The following is a 21,218-nucleotide window of genomic DNA, read 5'->3' as shown; positions in this document are numbered from 1 at the left end:
TAAATGATGATTTATAATATGAAAACAAAACATTTACTACTCACAGCATTTTACATAGTATTTACTATAGCCTTTACCAGTTGTGAAAAAAGTAATATTTCCTATTACAATGAGAAAGATGCCGCAGTCAGATTTCCGGTCTATAACACCGATTTCGATGACGATTTTACTGGTTACAACACATTAGATGAAATATTTTATTCTTCTTATTCCTTTCTGGATGCAGGCACATCTGATGAAGAAGTAATTATTTATGATATTCCAGTTATGCTGATAGGTAATGCCAGCAATAACTCAAGAAATGTTAAGTACATCATTAATGAGGAAACTACTACGGCACCCAAAGAAAGTTATGAGATTATAGAAGCGGTTATACCCGCCAATAAATATATTGGTTATATCCGCATAAAATTATATAATACAGAAGAGTTAAAAAATACGACTTATATATTGGAATTATCTCTAACTAGTTCTGATGACTTATCAGTAGGGCCGAAAGAATATATCAAAGCACAATTAAGCTGGAACAATCAAATTCCCGAACCTACTAGTACAAACTATATTAGAACATACAATATGCTCATAGCTGGTGAAAGTAACTTCATATCTACCAGTAAAAACAGTTATAGCAATAAAGCACTACGAGTTATCGTAGACGCACTGAATTGGACCGATTGGGATGATCCTACCGCTCATAACAATACGTATAACACTGATGGATACAAATATTTACCTAAATACTCTTTTATATACAACGATAATTCATATCAAGCTTACTCCGCCAAGATAGGAGAGTATATTAAGAAATATAATGCAGAACATCCAGATGAACCATTAATTCATGACGGAGGCAAAAACATCAATAAACCTATTCAAAGCAGATATCATTAAACAAAAAAAGAATCATGAAAAGTAAATTCAATTATATACTCATCTTGTTTTCATTAAACATATTTAGTTTAACAGGATGTTACGAAGATAAAAGTACATTTGCCGATAATCCTATTGATTATGTCACTATTGACACAACCGGAATAAAAGAATTACAATATGTAGGTTATCAGGAACAATTAGATATTATCCCCAAAATCCAATCGGAGAAACCTGGCTTACAATATCAGTGGGAATTGACTGATATTCCAAATTCTTCAGGCGAATTTGAAGTAATCAGTACTGAAAAAGAGCTTCATTACATAATGAACAGGCCAATTTCAACTCAGCCCTATTATCTACAACTTACTGTAACTGATACCGAACGTGGAAAGTTACAAAATACTTGTTTATGGAAAGTATATGTACAAAGTTCTTTTACCAGCGGTTTGCTTATTGCCGATTCCCAAGGAGAAACTTCTGATTTTACCTATATTAAAAATCAAACAGTATCTGAACAATACGATAAAGAAGAAAAAATCTATCGTCAAATATTGACTACGGCTAACGGAAAGCCTTATAAAGGCGTAATAACTTCCATGGCCTTCAATAACTTCAGTAATATAACCAACCAAGTTTGGGCAATCACCTCTGAAGGTTATTGCAGTCGCTTTGATTGCCAAGATTTCTCCGAAAACGGTAACTCAGACTCAGAATCCCTACTTCCTTTCAAGCCGGAAGGATTTAAATTTATTTCCTTTTTCAAAGGCCATCAACGTTTTTTCGCCAACACCAATAATGGCATATACAGTTTCATGCCACAAACTTCCAATCTATTTTCCGTACCCGATGGCACTGTAACAGGCTGCAATATCAACAATAATGTGTACGCTAATAATACTGACGAAAGTAATGCTAGTTATTACGTTGTATGGTTAGACAAAGAAAAAGGCTCTTTCCTAGCCTATACATCTCCCGGATTTAATCAATATGCTTGTGAAGGATATCAAGAGAATAATGCTTTTAATCCTAATGATATGGGAAATCAATCTGCAATTGCAGCAGTCACCACAGAAAACGGCAAACAAACCGCATTTTGTCTAAAACAAGATGATACCGGTTCATACGCAATTTACATTCTAAATAACTATGTAGCAGCAGTTACCCAGTGGAACGAGGAATTACAAGAAACAGTCGAAATATCCCCTGCAATAGAAGCCTCCGCCCAAAGTAAATATGTTATTCCAGATGAAGGGAGAATTCTGCTTGACCAAGCAGTTTCCGTATTTTTTGCCAAAAAAGAAAATATACTATATGTTGCTACCCAGCAAGGTATTTATGCAATTACTTACGGTATGGGAAGTACGGCCATTGTAAATACGATAGCTAAATTTACACCTGAAACAGGAGAAAGTATTACCTTAGCCAAACTTTTCCAACAAGGATATTATACTAGAAATCTCAATGCTGTTACAGGTACAAATCCGAGTATGCCTGAACTGGCATGGAATAATAAAGCTATCATCGTAGTAACACAAAAAAGCGATACTGAAGGGAAAGTGTATGTTATTCCCATGACATCACAAACAGGTACAGGTAATCTGGACGAATCCAAAGCTCTAAAATATGACGGATTCAATAAAATCAATGATGTAATAACAATAAGTTTCTAATTTTGCATCCTAAAATATAAATCGTAAACTAACATGAGAAAAAGAATTCTGTTACTTGCAGCACTAGTGGTAGCTTCGGCTACCGCTAGTGACGCACAACGCAAATTTCCATTCTTCTGGAAAAAGAAAAAAGTAAAAACGGAACAGACTACTCCGAAAAAGAAAGAAAGCGAATATGACAAACTGTTCAAAAAGAAACATGAAACAGCAAAAGGATTGATTACATTACACTTATTAGATGGAAAAGTTTATTTTGAACTTCCTGTGAATTTAATCAATAAAGATATGCTTATCGGCTCTACTGTCACCAGTATCTCTGATAATGGCAATGCAATAGTCGGTTCTAAACCGACCGATTTACTCCATGTCATGTTTACACGTAATAAAACACACGTACAGTTACGTCAAGTAAACACCGACTATATCACAAACAATACTCAAATTGATGAAGCTCTACGTAAAAGTACTCTAGGAACAATTATTAGTAACCAAAAGATTCAGGCATACAATAATGATTCTACAGCCATCGTATTCGATATGACTAATGTTTTCCTAAGTGATAACAAAAAGATGAGCCCGTTTGACCGTAATTCGATTTACGGTATGTACAATCGTACAGAAAACTATCAACCGGACTGTTCTTATATCTCACAAATAAAAGCTTTCAAAGATAATGTTTCCATTAAGAGTTGTCTGTCATATACATTTTCTGTCAGTAACTCGCAAGGAACATCACTGATAAAGAATCGTCCATTCACTGCAGAAATGACACGTTCTATCATGTTACTGAAAGAAAAGCCTTACCGCCCACGCATGGCGGACTACCGTATTGGTGTGTTTTTTACCGAACGCGAACGGTTAGGTGAGGGTGCCCAAACAACTGCACCAGTCTACTATGCCAACCGGTGGGATATTCAACCTTCTGATACGGCTGCTTACCTACGCGGTGAAAAAGTAAAACCTACCAAACAAATTATTTTCTATATAGATAACACATTCCCGGAAAAATGGAAACCGTATTTAAGAGAAGGGGTTACTCAATGGAATGAATTATTCGAACAAATCGGATTCAAAGATGTAATAGTAGCCAAAGACTTCCCAACCAATGATCCGGAATTCGATCCGGACAACATTAAATATTCATGTGTCCGCTATGCTCCCTCAAGCATTGAAAATGCAATGGGCCCGTCATGGGTGGATCCACGAAGCGGAGAAATCCTGAATGCTTCCGTGTATTTATATCATAACGTTATCAAACTTATCAGCAACTGGTTGTTCGTACAAACAGCACAAACGGATGAGAATGTACGTACAATCAATATTCCGGATGAAACGGTTGGAGACGCATTGCGTTATGTACTATCACACGAAATCGGTCACTGCCTAGGATTTATGCATAATATGGGAGCTTCTTCTACTTTTCCGGTAGATTCTTTACGTTCACCAGAATTCACACAAAAGTATGGCACTACTCCTTCTATTATGGATTATGCCCGCTTCAATTATGTGGCTCAACCGGGCGATAAAGAACGTGGTGTAAAATTAACCCCTCCTCGTTTTGGCGAATACGATAAATATCTAGTCAGATGGACATACACTCCGATATTCAATGTTAATTCTGCAGAAGAGGAATCTGCCGTTACAAGTAAATGGATTACTGATGCTATCAATAAAAATCCTGTGTACCGATATGGAAAACAACAAGTCTATGGAGTCGTTGACCCACGTTCACAAACGGAAGATATTGGTGACAACTCTATGAAAGCGACCCGATACGGTATCAAGAACCTTAAATACATTACGGATAATCTGGAGAAATGGATTTCTGAAGGGGATGATACCTACGAATACCGCCAAGATTTATTTATAGGAATCGTAGAACAACTTGCAATGTATATTACTCATGTAGCAGGAAACGTAGGCGGCTACTTCGTCAACGAAGTAAAAGAAGGGGATACAATGCCACGTTTTGCACAGATTCCGAAAGCACAACAAAAAGAAGCCCTGAATTACTTATTTGAAATCTACAACGATCTGGACTGGCTCGACAATAAAAAATTGTTAGCAAAATTCCCGATTTCCGGCTCACCCAAACAGACCATTCAAAACTTCATGTTAAGGTATATCCTACCGGTGCCCTTCCAAGTCTCCCAATATGAAGGGCTGGACGAAGATTCATTTACTGCAGCCGAAGCATTCAACATGATATACAATTTTGTCTGGAAACCGACCCTTGCTGGACACATATTGACGGAATCCCAAATGAATCTCCAGAAACAATATATATACATGATGATGCAGACTGCCGGTTTCACAATCAAAGGAACCGGAAAAGCATTAGCCGGAGAAAAGCCGTTTGATATAAACCAGCGCCAATTCGGATATATTTGTTGCCAAAGACATACTATCAAAAACGAAGCCAACCACAATCCCGTAGCAGGTTTCGAATGGAAACCTCTGAATCGTTTTTCCATGACAGCCAAAGTTACACAAGCAGATGTATATGCCTATATAACCAAAGCGAAACAATTAATGAAACAAAAGGCTGCTGTCACATCAGGAAAGACCAAAGCACACTATGAATTGTTATTGAAGATGCTCGACATCAATTTAAAATAAGGGAGGGATAAAAGATGAAAAGACTATTTTTATGGTTACTAGCTAGTTTGATAATCATAGGATCAACAAATGAAGCAAACGCCCGCTCTAAAAAGAAAAAAGGAAAAGCTAAAACCGAACAACAAGCAGATAGTGTACAGAAGAAGAAAAAAAGTGTTTACGATAAACTTTTCAAAGACAAAAAGAAACATACCGTTAGCAAAGGTACCATTACCGTCCATCAATATGAAGAAAAAATCTATCTGGAGATACCGGTTAAGCTAATGGGGCGTGACTTCCTTGTCAATTCCGCTATCACGGGTTCCAGTGACATATCATTGACAGGCACCAGGGCTGCCCAAAGCAGATATCTGATTATCGACCAAACCGATTCCTTGATTCTGTTTCGTGACCCGAAGTATAACATACGCCTTAATGAGGAAGACGATAATCAGAAAGAAGCTTTCTATCTATCACGCAGTAACGCCATTTACAAGACATTTCCAATAGAAGGTTATACAACTGATTCCACATCGGTCGTCTTCAATGCAACCTCCTTTTTTTCCTGCTCTAACAAAGACGTACTCAATCTAAGCGGGCGCAATTACGGGGGGATGCTTACCATTATAAGTGCTTCTCCTCAAAGCAGAACCTCTTTTATAGATTCTGTAGATGCATTTGATAATTGCGTCAGCATTACCCAAAATTGCACAGCCAAGTTAAGTATCAGTATTATGGGATTTGTATCCAAAGAACAGCCTGAACTAACGATGTCGGTACAAACGACATTAGCACTTTTGGCAAAAGATAAAATGGTTACCCGTGAAGCCAATCCACGTGTAGGAACAGGTTATATATCATACATAGACTATCGTAATGAGAAGCATTCCAAGAAAGGGTACTACGTAACCCGCCGTAACATGACCTCACAACAATCTATGATTTTCTATCTTGACACCTTGATTCAAAATAGCTGGGCTCAGGCTATCAGAAAAAGTGCCGACGAATGGAATAAAGTATTTAATGAGTTAGGGATGGGAAAACCAATCCTGATAAAACCGTATGAAAGAGATTCAGCTTTTCGTTCCAATAACCCGATGATAAATACCATCGCCTTCCTGAATAACAATAATTCGGAAGTTACCGCATATAATATTACAGACCTACGTACAGGAGAAATACTTAGTACAAAGATAGGGATACCACGTGACTTGGCATCCAGTGTCCGCCGTAATGGAGTATATCAAATGGCGGAAGTTGACCCACGCTTTCGTACTTATTACATTTCCGACGATGTAATCTGCGAAAATCTGACAGCACGTATGCTAAAAGCATTTGGGATTAGTTTAGGATTGACTACTAATCTGGCAGGTTCTGCGGCATACTCTCCCCAAGAATTACGTTCACCGGAATTCACCCAGAAATATGGTATTACAGCTTCGGTCATGGACAATGTATTATACAATTATCTAGCCCAACCCGGCGATAAAGAAAAAGGAGTAGTACTGGTTGTCAACAAACCGGGGGTATGTGATTCATTCACATTAAAATATTTATATGCCGCCACCAACGGAAATGAATCCGAAACATTAAAAAAATGGGCAATGGAACACGATGGAGATCCACGCTACTTTTATGGCAAACGTTCACCAGCCTACGCCACAGACCCGCGTTGCCAGAACTATGATTTAGGTAATGATCCGATAGCCTCTTTAGATGCACAAATCGCTCATGTGAAATACATAGTTAAAAACAGTCCTGCCTGGTTTCACGACGATAATATACCTAATGATTACCGGGAATTATTTCCTGATTTTGCGATTATAGAATTAATCAACAAAACATTGTCACCAGCATCTTCTTACATCGGTGGTATTTATATCAATGAAGCCAACGAAAAAAGTAATGTACCTTCATATCAGCCGGTACCAATAGATATGCAAAAGAAAGTATTACAAAAAATATTCAGTACTTTCTATAATTTAAGCTGGCTGGATTCCAATAAAGACTTTTTGCGTTTAGGCGGTGTTAACCCTGATATATCAACATGGATTTACAATAATGGCTATCCGATGATGTCATTAATGTTTCGTTTGATGCGTATGGGGTTAAGTGTAGAGAAATCAGATAAACCTTATACGCAAGAGGCTTATTTGAACGATATAGAAAAGCAATTATTCAAGGAAACCATAAGCGGAAAACCGTTAAGCAATCCAATGATTGCACAACTTTCCGTATATATCAGTTCTTTGAAAGGAATGTGTCCGACATTAAAAGCTATTGATAAGGCTGTATCAACAAGAGCGGCTTCCATTGCCCTCAATGAACAGGCCAGCCATAAGCTACAAACATTAGGATTGCTGATGACTTCCACGGACGTCACTTACCCAGAAGAACAAAATGGTATAGAGCCGACAACTGCAATAAATTTTTATTCAGGTACAGACATCGAGCCTATTTGCTATGATAAGTTGAAAAGTGCACGACGCTATCTGATACGAGCTCGTTCTTTGGCAAACAATGATATTGAACGTGGAAAATGTGATTATCTGATAACGATGATTGATAGAGTAATCTAACCTTTCCCTTAACACTTAACATGTATATTTGATATAAAAATTCAGTGATAGTAAAATACTCGACAAGTAAAAGATTATATTATGAAACAGATTATTTTATTCATTGTATTCAATTTTAATACAATGATATGTACATTTGTACAAGTCCCTCCCTCTCCCTCTTAACTAATCAAGGGAAAAGACAATAAAAGTAGTGAGCCTTTCAAAAAGACAAAATCACCATCCCGAGTTTTCTCCCTCTAATTCAAATAACAAATGGGGAAAACTCCGTTGGAGCCAACTTATATAACATACAACAAAGATTGGCAATTGCGTTACATATCCAATGAAGGAAAAATCATGAAACCATAGAAATTCTCAGACACCACACCATTACCCGTTTCAGCAAACAATTGATAAAGAATCTTCCAAACGGATATCTCCAAGAGTAAGAATCACAAATAATTGTATAAAAGTACACCAAAGACGCACAAAGCGATAAATAAAAGACTATAAAAAACAAAGACTTCCGATAAATTATCGGAAGTTTAATTATAGCTCCTCCTTATCGCTACAGCGATATAATCGGTCTACTTTCAAACAAAAAATATTTCTTAGAACGAATGAAGAACTTTACGCTTTCAGCCGCATCACAAACCGACTTCCTTTACCCAATTCACTCTCTACGGTCAACGTACCGCCGTGAGCCTCTACGAAATCTTTTGAGATGGATAATCCCAGACCGCTACCTTGTACTTTCGTTCCCGGAACACGGAAATAACGGTCAAAAATACTTTGGTGGTAACGCGGGTCAATCCCTTTTCCAAAATCCTGAACATACAACTCTATCATATTTCCATCCTGTTTGGCTCCAATGATGACCCGACCATTCTCTTTTGAATAACGTATGGCATTGCTTAATAAATTTGTCAACACCCATGCAATCTTCTCACTGTCGACAAACAGTTTACCAATCTTTTCTTCCGGATATTCCACTTCAATCTGAATATTGAATTTATCCGCCTGCACCCGATTAGCTTTAATGGCATATTCAATCAATTCGATAGGTTTTGTAATCTTAGGCATTAATTGAAGCTTACCAGCTTCTACCTGAGTCATGTTCAATAATTCACCCGTAATACTAAGCAGCCGTTCGCTATTTTCTTTGATACTTTTCGACAATTGTTCCTGCTCATCGTTTAAAGCTCCTACACGTTTATCTTCTAACAAATTAAGGCTCATCATAATAGCGGCAATCGGAGTCTTTAATTCATGTGAAATCGTTGAAATAAAAGTCGTTTTCGCAGAGTCCAATTCCTTAAATTCCGTGATATTTTTCAATAGAATCACATCTCCCAGCCTTTTCGGCCCATCTTTCTTTGCATCCGTATTATTAATTGGAATATAAGAAGCCTTGAAATAACTTTCCTTGTTATCCGCATAAATTTTTAAAGGTTCTTTTTGGTCGCTTGGAGTCACTAATTCACGAATCAGACGTCGTAACAAGTCATTTTTCAGAGAAAGTTCTTCTGCCGATTTACGAATAACATTTTCACGTTTTAAATTCAATACATTCAACGCTTCCTCATTTATAAACAAAATTTCACGTTCCGTATTCAGCCCGATAATCGGATCATCAATACTGTTTACAATGGCTTCAATAAATTTTTTAGCTGAAAGAATGTCAGACAAGGTACTGGCACGATACTCGGTCAAACGCTCCGCCATCCGGTTGAAACTATCCGCCACCTCGCTAAATTCGGCGTTATCGCTCATATCAAGACGTTTCTCGTAATTATGGTTGGCTATCTCCAGAATTCCATCTTTCAATTCTTTTATCGGCCGACTGATAGAGCGGGGAAGCCAGTATAACAATCCCAATCCGGTAAGAATACAAATACCTCCGGTGATAGAAATCCAAAGCAAAGCCCGTTCCAATCCAGGTACGGCCGCAGGGCTATCCGGTTCCGTAGCGGTTAAAATTTGAAGGTTAACTACAGAAAGTGTCACTAACAAAATAATCATTCCTGCCAGCATCCCAATACCAAGTACCAGTTTCGTTTTAATATTCATAACATTCATACGGATTAATATTATGCAAGTATAATCAAATCTATATTAGCTTGCGACAAATTACTTAAAAATTTTCTATATTTCAATATGGAGCAGATGGCCCCCGGTAACATCAAGTTGGGAGAACCCATACAAACGGTTGAAATCTGTTTATCTTTACAGGCCTGTATGATACTCCCCAAAATATCCTTAGACTGCACCTGCAATACTTCACCACCCAACTCTGTCACCAATTTAAAATGATTCAGTAAATAACGTTGTCTTGCCAAATCAATCCTGTCCATACTTTCTTGCGGAGTCTGCACATACAAAGCAACAAATGTCGTATTATAACGGGTTGCCAGCCGTGCAGCCTTACGAATAATGCGGCGGGGTGTCTTTTCATGGCTGCTGATACATGCCAAAAATTTCTCATGCCGCACTCCGACAGCTACCCCCATCACCACTTCATTTTCAACCTTTTTCTCCACCCGAAGCGCAACTTCTTTCAAAGCCAGTTCTCGTAATTGTAAAATGTTTTCTGCACGAAAAAAATTATCGAGCGCTGTCTGTATCTTTTCCGGACGGTATATTTTCCCCGCTTTCAGACGAGTGATCAATTCTTCTGCCGTCAAGTCAATATTCACGACTTCATCGGCTTCCTGAATTACACTATCGGGAACTCGCTCCTTCACCTCAATCCCTGTAATCTCCTGTACTTCTTCATTCACGCTTTCAATGTGCTGGATATTGATTGCCGAAATCACATTTATTCCTTCATCCAGCAATGTCATTACATCCTGCCAACGTTTCTCATTCAAACTTCCTTCCACATTGGTATGCGCCAGTTCGTCCACAATCACAATTTCAGGATGAAGACGGATAATGGTATCCAAATCCATCTCTTCCAACTCCTTCCCTTTATAGAAAATCTTCCGTCGCGGAATGACAGGGAGTCCTTGCAGCATCGCTTCTGTCCCGGCACGTCCATGAGTTTCGATGTAACCGATTTTCACGTCTACCCCATTTTCCAATAATTCATGCGCCTCTTGAAGCATACGATATGATTTTCCCACGCCCGCTATCATACCGATATAGACTTTAAACTTACCTCGCTGGGATTTCTTTATCAAGTCTAGAAAATGCTGTACACTTTGTTCTCTATCATCCATTTTATCTGTTTGTTTAAACATTCCAACCCGTAACAATCATCACGATCATCACGGGTCATACAAAAATTCATGAGTTAATTTATGGTCTCAAAGTCACACCAAACACTAAATGAGCATCCTCCATACGCGGATTCCATATAGCTTGTACAAATATAGGCAATGAAAATTTTGTATTGAAGTTTATGGCTTTCGTTGCTTTCAAAGCAACATTCGTTACAGCAAACCCACTGTTGGACACTCCATAAATGGGAGTAACATCGTTATTATATCCGGCTTCGTAAGGCAACATACCGACAGTAGCGTTCAAATCGACATCCTTCACAGTAAACGGATAGTTCAATTCAAGATAAGATGAATAATTTTGTTTTCCTTTATCATTCTTATCGGCTCCAGCAAACATAGTGTACCATGCTATTGACAAAGGGAATTTCTCAATAGGCAATGTATAAGATAATCCTGCTTCAAAATGGTGGGCAGTTTCGTGACTCTTAAAATGAAAATAATCATTAGCTCCCTGACCTGCCCACCAAAGGCTAGCAATGGAAATTGACGGACCCGACTCGCCAAACTTATAAGCTGCTGTCAAATCTATTTCCTTATTACTTTCACTCAAACTGGTTGATCCCCATGCAGTAAGTGAGAAATTACCCATACTGAATCCTAAAGTAGGCTGAAAAGAAGCCGCCCCTCCTTGGTAAACACCACGCCAGACATACGAACTCACCAAATCACCTTGTATAGTAAATTCTTGAGCCTTTACGCTGTTGGTTCCTAACATACATACGGTCGCAACGACCATTGTTCCTAAAATACTCTTTTTACTAAAAAACTTTTTCATACTTCTTATCTAATTCTATTTTATGTTTCAAAAAAGGCAGCGCCCTATCCCACCCTGTTACTTTGAACCGTCAGCATAGCAAAAACGGTCCGGACAGGAACGCTGCCCACAATTTTCACCTACTTACTACTTTCTTCAAGTGCTATATTCAGCTTCAACACATTCACTTTTTCCGTTCCTAAAAATCCCAGAAGTGGTTTTTCGATATTTTCATCAACGATTGCCTTCACCTGTTCTTCTCTTAATCCACGTGCCTGTGCAACTCTTTTTACCTGTACATAAGCACATTGGGGAGTAATGTTAGGGTCAAGACCGGAACCGCTGGCTGTCACCATTTCGGCAGGTACATCTGCACGATTCAAATACGGATGATGTACGAGAAACGTATCAATACGGGCTTTCACTTCATCCAGATATTCCGGATTTGTAGGACCTTTATTGCTACCGGCAGAACTGCTGGCATCATATCCGTCACCGGCACAAGAAGGACGTCCCCAGAAATAAATATCTTTTGTGAACATCTGTCCGACATTGGCTGCACCCACCACTTTTCCATTCAGCATGGCTACCTCGGCATTTCCTTTATTAGGACCTGCAACCTGGGCAAACAACCACAGGATAAAGATGTAGAATACAGAGAAAAAGACACAAAAAGCAATCGTTATTTTTAATGACTTCAATACAGTTTTCATTGCTATCGTTTTTAATTAAAAGAATAAACCTACCAATAAATCTATTAACTTAATTCCCACGAAAGGAACAATTACGCCACCCACACCATAAATCAACAGATTACGACGAAGCAAGGCACTTGCACCAATCGGTTTATACTGCACGCCACGTAAAGCCAGCGGAATCAGAATCGGGATAATAATCGCATTGAAAATCACTGCTGAAAGGATAGCGCTCTCCGGACTATGAAGATGCATAATATTCAAAGCTGCCAATTCCGGAATAGCAACCATAAACAATGCGGGAACAATAGCAAAATACTTGGCAACGTCATTGGCTATAGAGAAAGTAGTCAATGTCCCGCGAGTCATCAATAACTGTTTACCGATTTCCACAATTTCAATCAATTTGGTCGGGTCATTATCCAAATCCACCATATTTCCGGCTTCCTTAGCTGCCTGTGTACCACTGTTCATGGCAACACCCACATTAGCCTGTGCCAGAGCCGGCGCATCATTCGTACCGTCACCCATCATAGCTACCAGCTTACCTGCCTGTTGTTCTTTCTTAATATATTCCATCTTATCTTCCGGCTTAGCTTCGGCTATAAAATCGTCCACACCGGCTTTTTCTGCAATATATTTAGCAGTCAACGGGTTGTCACCTGTCACCATCACAGTTTTCACTCCCATCTTGCGCAAGCGTTCAAAACGTTCCTGAATACCCGGTTTAATGATATCCTGCAACTCAATAACTCCCGTTACTTTCTGATTCACGCAAACCACCAACGGAGTACCACCATTACTTGAGATTGCGGAAATCACTTCTTCAACTTCTTTCGGGAATTTATTTCCGGCTCCCTCTACAATCTTGCGGATAGCGTCAAACGCTCCTTTACGTATCTGTGTACCGTCAGCCAAATCAACGCCAGAACATTTGGTTTCTGCTGTAAACTTTATCATGTGCGCTCCTGTCGTATTCAAACTACGCATGCGAATACCGGATTCACGTCCTAATTCAACGATAGACTTTCCTTCAGGAGTCTCGTCAGACAGAGAGGACAACAGACAGGTTTCTACAAAATCATGTAACTCGACACCCGGAGCCGTGTGAAAATGAGTGGCTTTACGGTTACCAATTGTAATAGTACCCGTTTTATCCAACAATAATGTATCAATATCACCTGCAGTTTCCACAGCTTTTCCCGACTTGGTTATCACATTGGCACGAAGTGCGCGGTCCATACCGGCAATACCGATGGCAGAAAGAAGTCCACCGATAGTTGTCGGAATCAGACACACAAACAGAGAAATAAGTGAAGCAATGGTGATGACAGTATTACTATAATCGGCAAACGGTTTTAAGGTAACACACACAATGACAAAAACGAGCGTAAAACCTGCCAGCAAAATAGTTAATGCTATCTCATTCGGGGTTTTCTGACGGGAAGCACCTTCCACAAGTGCAATCATCTTATCTAAGAAACTTTCCCCCGGTTGGGTAGTCACCATTACCTTTATATGGTCGGAAAGCACTTTCGTACCACCCGTTACAGAGCTCTTATCTCCTCCTGCTTCCCGGATTACCGGAGCAGACTCGCCAGTAATGGCACTCTCGTCGATAGAAGCCAAACCTTCGATAATTTCACCGTCTGAAGGAATCACATCGCCGGCATCGCAAATAAACACGTCGCCTTTCTTCAATTGAGAAGAACTTATAGTAACAATCTTATTACCTTCCACTTTCTTTGCCGGTGTCTCTTCACGAGTCTTACGCAAACTGTCTGCCTGTGCCTTACCGCGTGCTTCGGCAATAGCTTCGGCAAAATTGGCAAACAACAACGTAATGAACAAAATGACAAACACGGCAATGTTATAAGCAAACGAACCCTGTGAGGAATTTACAATAGAATAAAGGGTAACGAACAACATGACTACCGTTGCCACTTCCACCGTAAACATAATCGGATTCTTTATCATCAATCGTGGATTCAGTTTCACGAATGACTGTTTCAAACTTTCCATAACTTGCTCCTTTGGAAACAAAGAAGCTGACGTATTATTTTTCATATCTTCTCTAATTCAGTATTACAAACTTAAATGTTCAGCAATCGTACTCAACGCATGTACCGGGAAGAATGACAGAGCAGCGACAATAAAGATAACGGCAAATGTCATAACTCCAAAAGTAACCGTATCGGTTTTCAATGTTCCTGCACTTTCAGGGATAAACTTTTTCTGAGCAAGTAAACCGGCAATAGCGACTTGTCCGACAATAGGAAGGAAACGACTAAGAATAAGTACGATACCACATGTCCAGTTCCAGAAATAAGTATTGTCTCCCAAGCCCTCAAAACCTGAACCGTTGTTGGCGGCACAAGAAGTATATTCATAAAGCTGTTCACTCAGGCCATGAAATCCCATATTGTTCAGCCAGCCGCCTTCACTTTCTACAAAATCAGGATGATGTGCATAAATATAACTTGAAATTGCTGTGAATACCAGTATCACAAACGGGTGAAGCAAAGCTACGATAGTAGCAATTTTCATTTCCCTGGCTTCAACTTTCTTACCCAGGAATTCCGGTGTACGTCCCACCATCAACCCACTGATAAACACTGCTATGATGATAAAGGTATAATAGTTCATCCATCCTACCCCGACACCTCCAAACCAGGTATTTATCTGCATGTTCAACATTTCCATCATTCCTGACAACGGCATTGTGGAGTCATGCATACCGTTGACAGAACCGTTGGAAGTTACCGTAGTAACGATACTCCACAATGCTGTACCACCGGCGCCAAGGCGTATCTCCTTACCTTCCATCGCACCGTTATCCTGTGCAATTCCCATTTCATCGATACGGGGATTACCACCCATCTCCTGACTGACATTGATGCAAACACCTACCAAAAAGGCAAACAACATTACTCCGTAAATACTATATGCCAATTTTCTCCTGCAAGTATAGAATCCCAACGCCAGTACCATTGCCATCGGAATAATCAGGATAGACCAGCATTCAACCATATTAGTAAGATAAGTAGGATTTTCCAGCGGATGAGATGAATTTACCCCAAAATAGCCACCGCCATTCGTACCAAGTTGCTTGATAGGAACAATCGCAGCCGTAGGACCTTGGGAAACCATCTGCTCCTGACCTTCGAGGGTCGTTATTTTCATTTTTCCATCAAATCCCATCGGCGTACCTTGCAGAATCAGAATGAAACCTACAATCAAAGAAAGAGGTAACAAAATACGTGTACAGCTTATTACAAGAAAATGCCAGAAGTTACCAATAGTCTTCGTTGTCTTTGCTGCAATACTTTTCATAATACCAGCCATAGCAGCCATACCTGTTGCAGCCGTTATGAATTGAAAGAGCATGATAACAAACAATTGGGTAAAATAAGTCAATCCGCTTTCACCGCTATAATGCTGCAAGTTACAATTGACCATAAAACTAATACACGTATTAAAAGCCTGGTCCGGTGTTTGCGGTCCATTGCCATCCGGATTCAAAGGTAACCAACCTTGTGAAACCAATAATACCATTCCCCATACAAACCAAAAAGCATTTAAAATCAACAATGCTTTCAAGAACTGTTTCCAGTTCATCTCCTCTTTAGGATTAATCCCGCATACCTTATAAATAGCTCTTTCGATAGGAGCCATAAAATCCGACCAAGTTTTTTCTCCTTTATAAACTTTGGCGATGTATTTACCCAGTGGATAAGACAGAATCACCAACAAGGTAATCTGCGCAACCACACCTAAAATTTCTGTATTCATACTTTTACCTTAAACTGTATAACCTTTAAAACTTTTCGGGTTTGATGAGTACATACATCAAATAACCGAAGATTGCAATACCTAATACAAATAGTGCTGTGTACATAATTAAAATCTCCTTTTTCTCTTTTTAGATTTTTTCAAACCAATCTACACACTTCCAAAACAGCCAAAAGCAAGCAAATCCGCTCAACAGGCAAAAAATAAAAGATAATGTTATTCCCATGTTTTTACTTTTTAAATAATTACTACTGATTTTATTTGCCACTCTTTATGCCAAATGCGTGCCATAAAAACAGAAGAAAAAACAACTGGCTTATATTCAACCAAATACGATAATCCATTCTATTCTTATTCGAACAACAGACCTTTTCATTTTGGAAAAAGGATTCTATTTTGAAAAGGTGTGCATATTTCCGGAGATATAACCGAACGAGAACTAAAGAAATTTTCATTTTGGAAGGCTATTTCCATTTTGAAAAGTATGCATATATAAATCATATTTCCATAACCTACTGATATATAAACACTAATATTACTCATCCTTCAATTGGTATATGCTTTGTCGATAAATAAGTATGAAACTTTATATTATTTCAAACAGATTACCGATAAAAGTAACCAGCTCAAATGGGACATTTTCCTTCTCACGTAGTGAAGGCGGGCTGGCAACGGGTTTGGACTCCCTCCAGATTTCTTACGAAAAACACTGGATAGGATGGCCCGGAATATGTACAGACAAAGGAACGGACCGACAAGAGATTGATGAAAAACTGCAAAGTATGAATTTTCATCCGGTTTTTTTGTCGGAAGAACAGATTCACAATTATTATGAAGGATACAGTAATAGTACAATCTGGCCATTATGCCATTACTTTTACGCCTATACCTTATATAAGAATTGTTTCTGGCAGTCTTACCGGCAAGTCAACCAACTTTTCTGCGAAGAGATTTGTCGGTTGATACGCCCTGGAGATAAAGTATGGATACAGGACTACCAGTTGATGTTACTTCCCGGAATGCTAAGGAAAATATATCCGGAACTATGTATCGGTTATTTCCACCACATACCATTCCCTTCTTATGAACTGTTCCGTATTCTTCCGGAACGCGCCGAAATCTTGAAAGGGTTGTTGGGAGCGGATTTCATTGCTTTTCATACCCATGATTACATGCGGCATTTTATCAGTGCCGTAGAACGTGTCCTACATCTTGACTTCAAACTGGATGAGGTACAAATCGGTAATCGGGTAACAAGAGTAGACGCACTGCCAATGGGTATCAATTACGAACTCTACCATAAAGCTTCGGAAAACGAAGAAGTACATAAAGCTATCGACCGTACCCGAAAATTGTTTGGCAAACATAAATTAATTTTGTCGGTAGACAGGCTGGATTATAGCAAAGGGATACTGCACCGCTTACACGGCTTTGCAACTTTCCTCGAACACCATCCCGAATATCATGGAAAAGTGACATTAGCAATGGTTATCGTCCCTTCACGAGACCAAGTGGGAAGTTATGCCGAATTGAAAACAAAAATCGATGAGGAAATCGGTTCTATCAACGGACGTTACTCCACAATGGACTGGACTCCTGTCTGTTATTTCTATCATGGTTTCTCATTGGAAGAACTGACTGCCATGTATTATGTAGCCGACATCGCCCTGGTTACTCCACTACGAGACGGTATGAATCTAGTAGCCAAAGAATATGTAGCCACTAAATACGATAATCCCGGCGTACTCATTCTCAGTGAAATGGCAGGTGCGGCAGTAGAACTGACCGAAGCTATTCAAATTAATCCAAACGACACGGAACAAATAGAAAATGCTATCTGCCAAGCGCTTGAGATGCCGGAAGATGAACAGAAAAGACGTTTACGACAAATGCAAAGTATCTTATCCGTGCAAACGGTCAATAAATGGGCTGCAGATTTTGTCAATGAGCTAAATATAACCTGCATGAAGAACGATACATTACGAAAGAAACGTATCGTACCGACCACCATCGCACAAATCAAACTTAAATATAATCAGGCAAAACAACGCTTGTTCTTACTAGATTACGACGGTACCTTAGCCGCACTCAGGCCACGCCCTGAAGATGCTCAACCTACACCCGAACTCATTTCTATTCTACAACATCTGGCAAGTGATCCCGCCAATCATATTGTTATCAATAGCGGGCGGGATCATTTCACATTAGAAAAATGGTTCGGCTCCCTACCTATCTCTTTAGCTGCCGAACACGGAGCTTTTTACAAAGAAAACGGTGTTTGGCATAAAAACATTAAAAAAATGGAGTGGGGAGCAGGCATTCTTTCCATTTTACAAATGTTTGTAGATAGAACTCCCCACTCACATCTGGAAGTAAAAGAAACAGCCCTGGCATGGCATTATCGTGAAAGCGATGCATGGCTTGGTACATTGAGGGCCCAGCAACTCGTCAATGCTTTAGTTTCTCTATGTACCCGACAAAAATTACAAATTTTGCAAGGAAACAAAGTGATTGAAATCAAATCACCTGATTATAACAAAGGTTCGGAAGCAGGGCGTTTACTGGCCAACAAGCGGTATGACTTCGTTATAGCAATAGGAGATGATACCACCGATGAAGATATGTTCCAAGCACTTCCTCCAAAGGCCATCACGATAAAAGTGGGTAGCGTATCGGAAGCAGCCAACTACAATTTACTTTCACAAACTGATGTATTACCTTTCTTGCGTTCCATGTTAAACAAACAAAAGCCTGCAACGACAGAAGGAATCATCAAAAACCGGCTGACTTCTGCTTTCGACTTTCTCAAAGATTTACTGAAAACTAAATAAAAACAACGATATTATGAGTAATCTGAATTATGGGGTGATAGGCAACTGCCGCACAGCGGCTCTTATTTCCCAAACAGGAAATATTGAGTGGTTATGTTTTCCCGATTTCGACTCTCCTTCTATTTTCGCCAGCCTACTCGACCGGGAAAAAGGAGGTGATTTTGGTTTTAAAGTATCCAACGATTATCACATCACACAAAATTATGTACCCCACACAAATATTCTATCTACTCGCTTTTCTTCCGACGAAGGAGAATTTGTAGTCCTCGATTACATGCCCTGTTACCGTTCTAAAGACGAAACCGGACACTACCTGCCTGCCGAATTATACCGTTACATACATTGGATAAAGGGAAAACCTCGTTTTAAAATAAACTATCATCCAGCTCCGAACTATGCACAGGGCAAGGTAATTCTTAATATTACTTCACAATATATTGAAACCTATTGTTCTTCCGATAATAAAGACAGGCAATACTTATACGCCTCCTTACCTTTACAGGCCATCACAGAACAAGAAGAAATCGTTCTTGAAAAAGACGAATTCTTACTACTTTCATACAATGAAAAGGTAATCCCCATTGATATAGAAAGAGAAAAGATAGAATATTGCCGTACACTAGTATATTGGCTAAACTGGACCAATAGAAGTAAACAATACACGTTATACAACGATGTCATTGAACGAAGTCTATTAGTTCTGAAATTAATGTCCTATCACAATGGAGCAGTACTCGCTGCCCTTACCACAAGTTTACCGGAAGCCATAGGAGAAGTCCGTAACTGGGATTACCGTTTCTGTTGGCTCCGAGACGCTTCCATGTCAATCGAAACCATGTTCCAAATCGGACATACCGGTGCTGCCAAGCGTTTTATGAAATTTATTCAATCTACCTTCGTTTCCAAACATGACTACCAAATCATGTATGGTATCCGGGGAGAACATAAATTGACAGAAATAATACTCGAACATCTTTCAGGATATAAAAACTCCAAGCCAGTACGGATAGGAAATGATGCTTACCATCAAAAACAAAATGACTCTTTCGGTTATTTAATGGATTTGATTTACCAATATTACCGGCTAATGCCCGGTACACTGGATGAAATTGAAGATATGTGGGAAATGGTAAAAACCATTCTGGCAACAGTAATAGAAAACTGGAGAAAACCTGATAAAGGTATTTGGGAAATCAGAGGAGAAGGCCAGCATTTTGTTTCCTCCAAAGTCATGTGTTGGGTAGCATTGGACCGGGGGGCCAAAATCGCCCAAATACTCAATAAATACAATTATAGTGAACGTTGGCAACATGAAGCTGAGAAAATAAAAAAAGACGTAATACAACATGGCTGGAATGAGAAACTTCAAAGCTTTACACAAAGTTATACCAACGAGGCAATGGATTCCTCATTATTACTCATGGAACCTTACGGATTCATAGAGGCAGACGATATACGTTACCACAAAACCGTTGAAAGTGTCAAAAAAGCTCTATTTCATAAAGGGTTCATGTACCGTTACAATAGCAAAGACGATTTCGGTCTTCCGACTTCCTCATTCACAATCTGTACATTTTGGCTCATACGCGCCCTATTCGTCACAGGAAAAAAGGAAGAGGCGCGTTGCCTATTTGATGAAGTCCTGAAGTATTCAAACCATCTCGGACTATTCAGTGAGGATATTGATTTCGAAACAAAAGAACAATTAGGTAACTTTCCTCAAGCATACTCACATCTGGCGCTAGTCAATACTGCCATACTTTTCGCACAAGAGGAGAAAAGGCTCGCTTTCATACGACCTTAAAATCTGTATGTATATTGCGTACCGAGCCCTACTGTATTACTTATCATATATATACGTCGAGAAGTACGGGGGAATATATTGTTCTGAAAGGGTATCATTCCCCCTGTTATCCTCGTACCTGTCGTTACATGCATATCTTATCGCATACCATATCGCTACACATTTAGAGAGATGTATCTAACCCTGTAAAGAACCCAACGTAGACTGAATCCCAACTGGATTTCTTCATATCCCAGCCATAGCTTTAAAGAACGATTGTTCAGGCTGTCAGACCCTATTTTCCGGGAGGGGAAGAGGAGGGAATACCTAACCATACAAAAAAGCCGGCCAATTCACAATGCTTCGAGCATGAATCG

The 21,218-nt window shown here is 39.3% G+C and carries 13 protein-coding genes; 6 read left to right on the top strand and 7 right to left on the bottom strand.

Translation table 11 applies throughout. The annotated features are described in order from the left end of the window. The first annotated feature begins 18 nt into the window (after positions 1-18). The 4 genes from Q5076_RS14805 to Q5076_RS14790 are packed head-to-tail and all read left to right on the top strand — an operon-like array spanning position 19 to position 7,720. A complete protein-coding gene (locus Q5076_RS14805; protein ID WP_303014377.1) occupies positions 19-891 on the top strand; it encodes a DUF4843 domain-containing protein in 873 nt (290 codons plus the stop codon). A gap of 14 nt (positions 892-905) precedes the next feature. Beyond that, positions 906-2,543: a PKD-like family lipoprotein gene (locus Q5076_RS14800; protein WP_303014376.1), complete on the top strand. Its 1,638-nt coding sequence runs from the start codon at positions 906-908 to the stop codon at positions 2,541-2,543. Positions 2,544-2,576: 33 nt separating this feature from the next. Further along, positions 2,577-5,162, top strand: a complete 2,586-nt coding sequence (locus Q5076_RS14795; protein ID WP_303014374.1) for a zinc-dependent metalloprotease — start codon at positions 2,577-2,579, stop codon at positions 5,160-5,162. 14 nt (positions 5,163-5,176) lie between these two features. Beyond that, positions 5,177-7,720 (top strand): zinc-dependent metalloprotease, encoded by a 2,544-nt coding sequence (locus tag Q5076_RS14790; protein ID WP_303014373.1) that lies wholly within the window; start codon positions 5,177-5,179, stop codon positions 7,718-7,720. 612 nt (positions 7,721-8,332) lie between these two features. Here Q5076_RS14790 and Q5076_RS14785 read toward each other — a convergent pair. The 7 genes from Q5076_RS14785 to kdpF all read right to left on the bottom strand — a co-directional run bounded on the left by Q5076_RS14785 (position 8,333) and on the right by kdpF (position 16,333). Then, on the bottom strand, positions 8,333-9,772 hold the full coding sequence (locus tag Q5076_RS14785) for an ATP-binding protein (protein ID WP_303014372.1): 1,440 nt from the start codon (positions 9,770-9,772) through the stop codon (positions 8,333-8,335). A 20-nt stretch (positions 9,773-9,792) separates the two neighbouring features. Then, positions 9,793-10,923: a sensor protein KdpD gene (locus tag Q5076_RS14780; RefSeq protein ID WP_303014370.1), complete on the bottom strand. Its 1,131-nt coding sequence runs from the start codon at positions 10,921-10,923 to the stop codon at positions 9,793-9,795. Between the two features lie 79 nt (positions 10,924-11,002). Next, positions 11,003-11,761 carry a hypothetical protein gene (locus Q5076_RS14775; RefSeq protein ID WP_303014369.1) on the bottom strand — a complete coding sequence of 253 codons (759 nt, stop codon included), beginning with the start codon at positions 11,759-11,761 and terminating at the stop codon, positions 11,003-11,005. Between the two features lie 119 nt (positions 11,762-11,880). Continuing rightward, a complete protein-coding gene (locus Q5076_RS14770) occupies positions 11,881-12,453 on the bottom strand; it encodes a K(+)-transporting ATPase subunit C (RefSeq protein ID WP_303014368.1) in 573 nt (190 codons plus the stop codon). A 15-nt stretch (positions 12,454-12,468) separates the two neighbouring features. Continuing rightward, the gene (kdpB, locus tag Q5076_RS14765) at positions 12,469-14,502 is read right to left on the bottom strand and encodes a potassium-transporting ATPase subunit KdpB (RefSeq protein WP_303014367.1); all 2,034 of its coding nucleotides are present in this window, start codon (positions 14,500-14,502) and stop codon (positions 12,469-12,471) included. An 18-nt stretch (positions 14,503-14,520) separates the two neighbouring features. After that, positions 14,521-16,227, bottom strand: coding sequence for a potassium-transporting ATPase subunit KdpA (gene kdpA, locus Q5076_RS14760; RefSeq protein ID WP_303014366.1), 1,707 nt, complete (start codon positions 16,225-16,227; stop codon positions 14,521-14,523). A gap of 25 nt (positions 16,228-16,252) precedes the next feature. Next, positions 16,253-16,333, bottom strand: a complete 81-nt coding sequence (kdpF, locus tag Q5076_RS14755) for a K(+)-transporting ATPase subunit F (RefSeq protein ID WP_032849815.1) — start codon at positions 16,331-16,333, stop codon at positions 16,253-16,255. Between the two features lie 472 nt (positions 16,334-16,805). On the opposite strand from kdpF, the gene Q5076_RS14750 reads away from it, so the two are divergent. Next, the gene (locus tag Q5076_RS14750) at positions 16,806-19,058 is read left to right on the top strand and encodes a bifunctional alpha,alpha-trehalose-phosphate synthase (UDP-forming)/trehalose-phosphatase (protein WP_303014364.1); all 2,253 of its coding nucleotides are present in this window, start codon (positions 16,806-16,808) and stop codon (positions 19,056-19,058) included. A gap of 13 nt (positions 19,059-19,071) precedes the next feature. After that, entirely contained in the window at positions 19,072-20,862 is a 1,791-nt protein-coding gene (locus tag Q5076_RS14745) for a glycoside hydrolase family 15 protein (protein WP_303014363.1), read from the top strand. Positions 20,863-21,218: the final 356 nt, after the last annotated feature.

The organism is uncultured Bacteroides sp. (assembly GCF_958445495.1).
Taxonomy (GTDB): Bacteria; Bacteroidota; Bacteroidia; order Bacteroidales; family Bacteroidaceae; genus Bacteroides.
The sequence above is the reverse complement of the archived record's forward strand: the minus strand, read 5'-3'. Positions and strand labels throughout refer to the sequence as shown.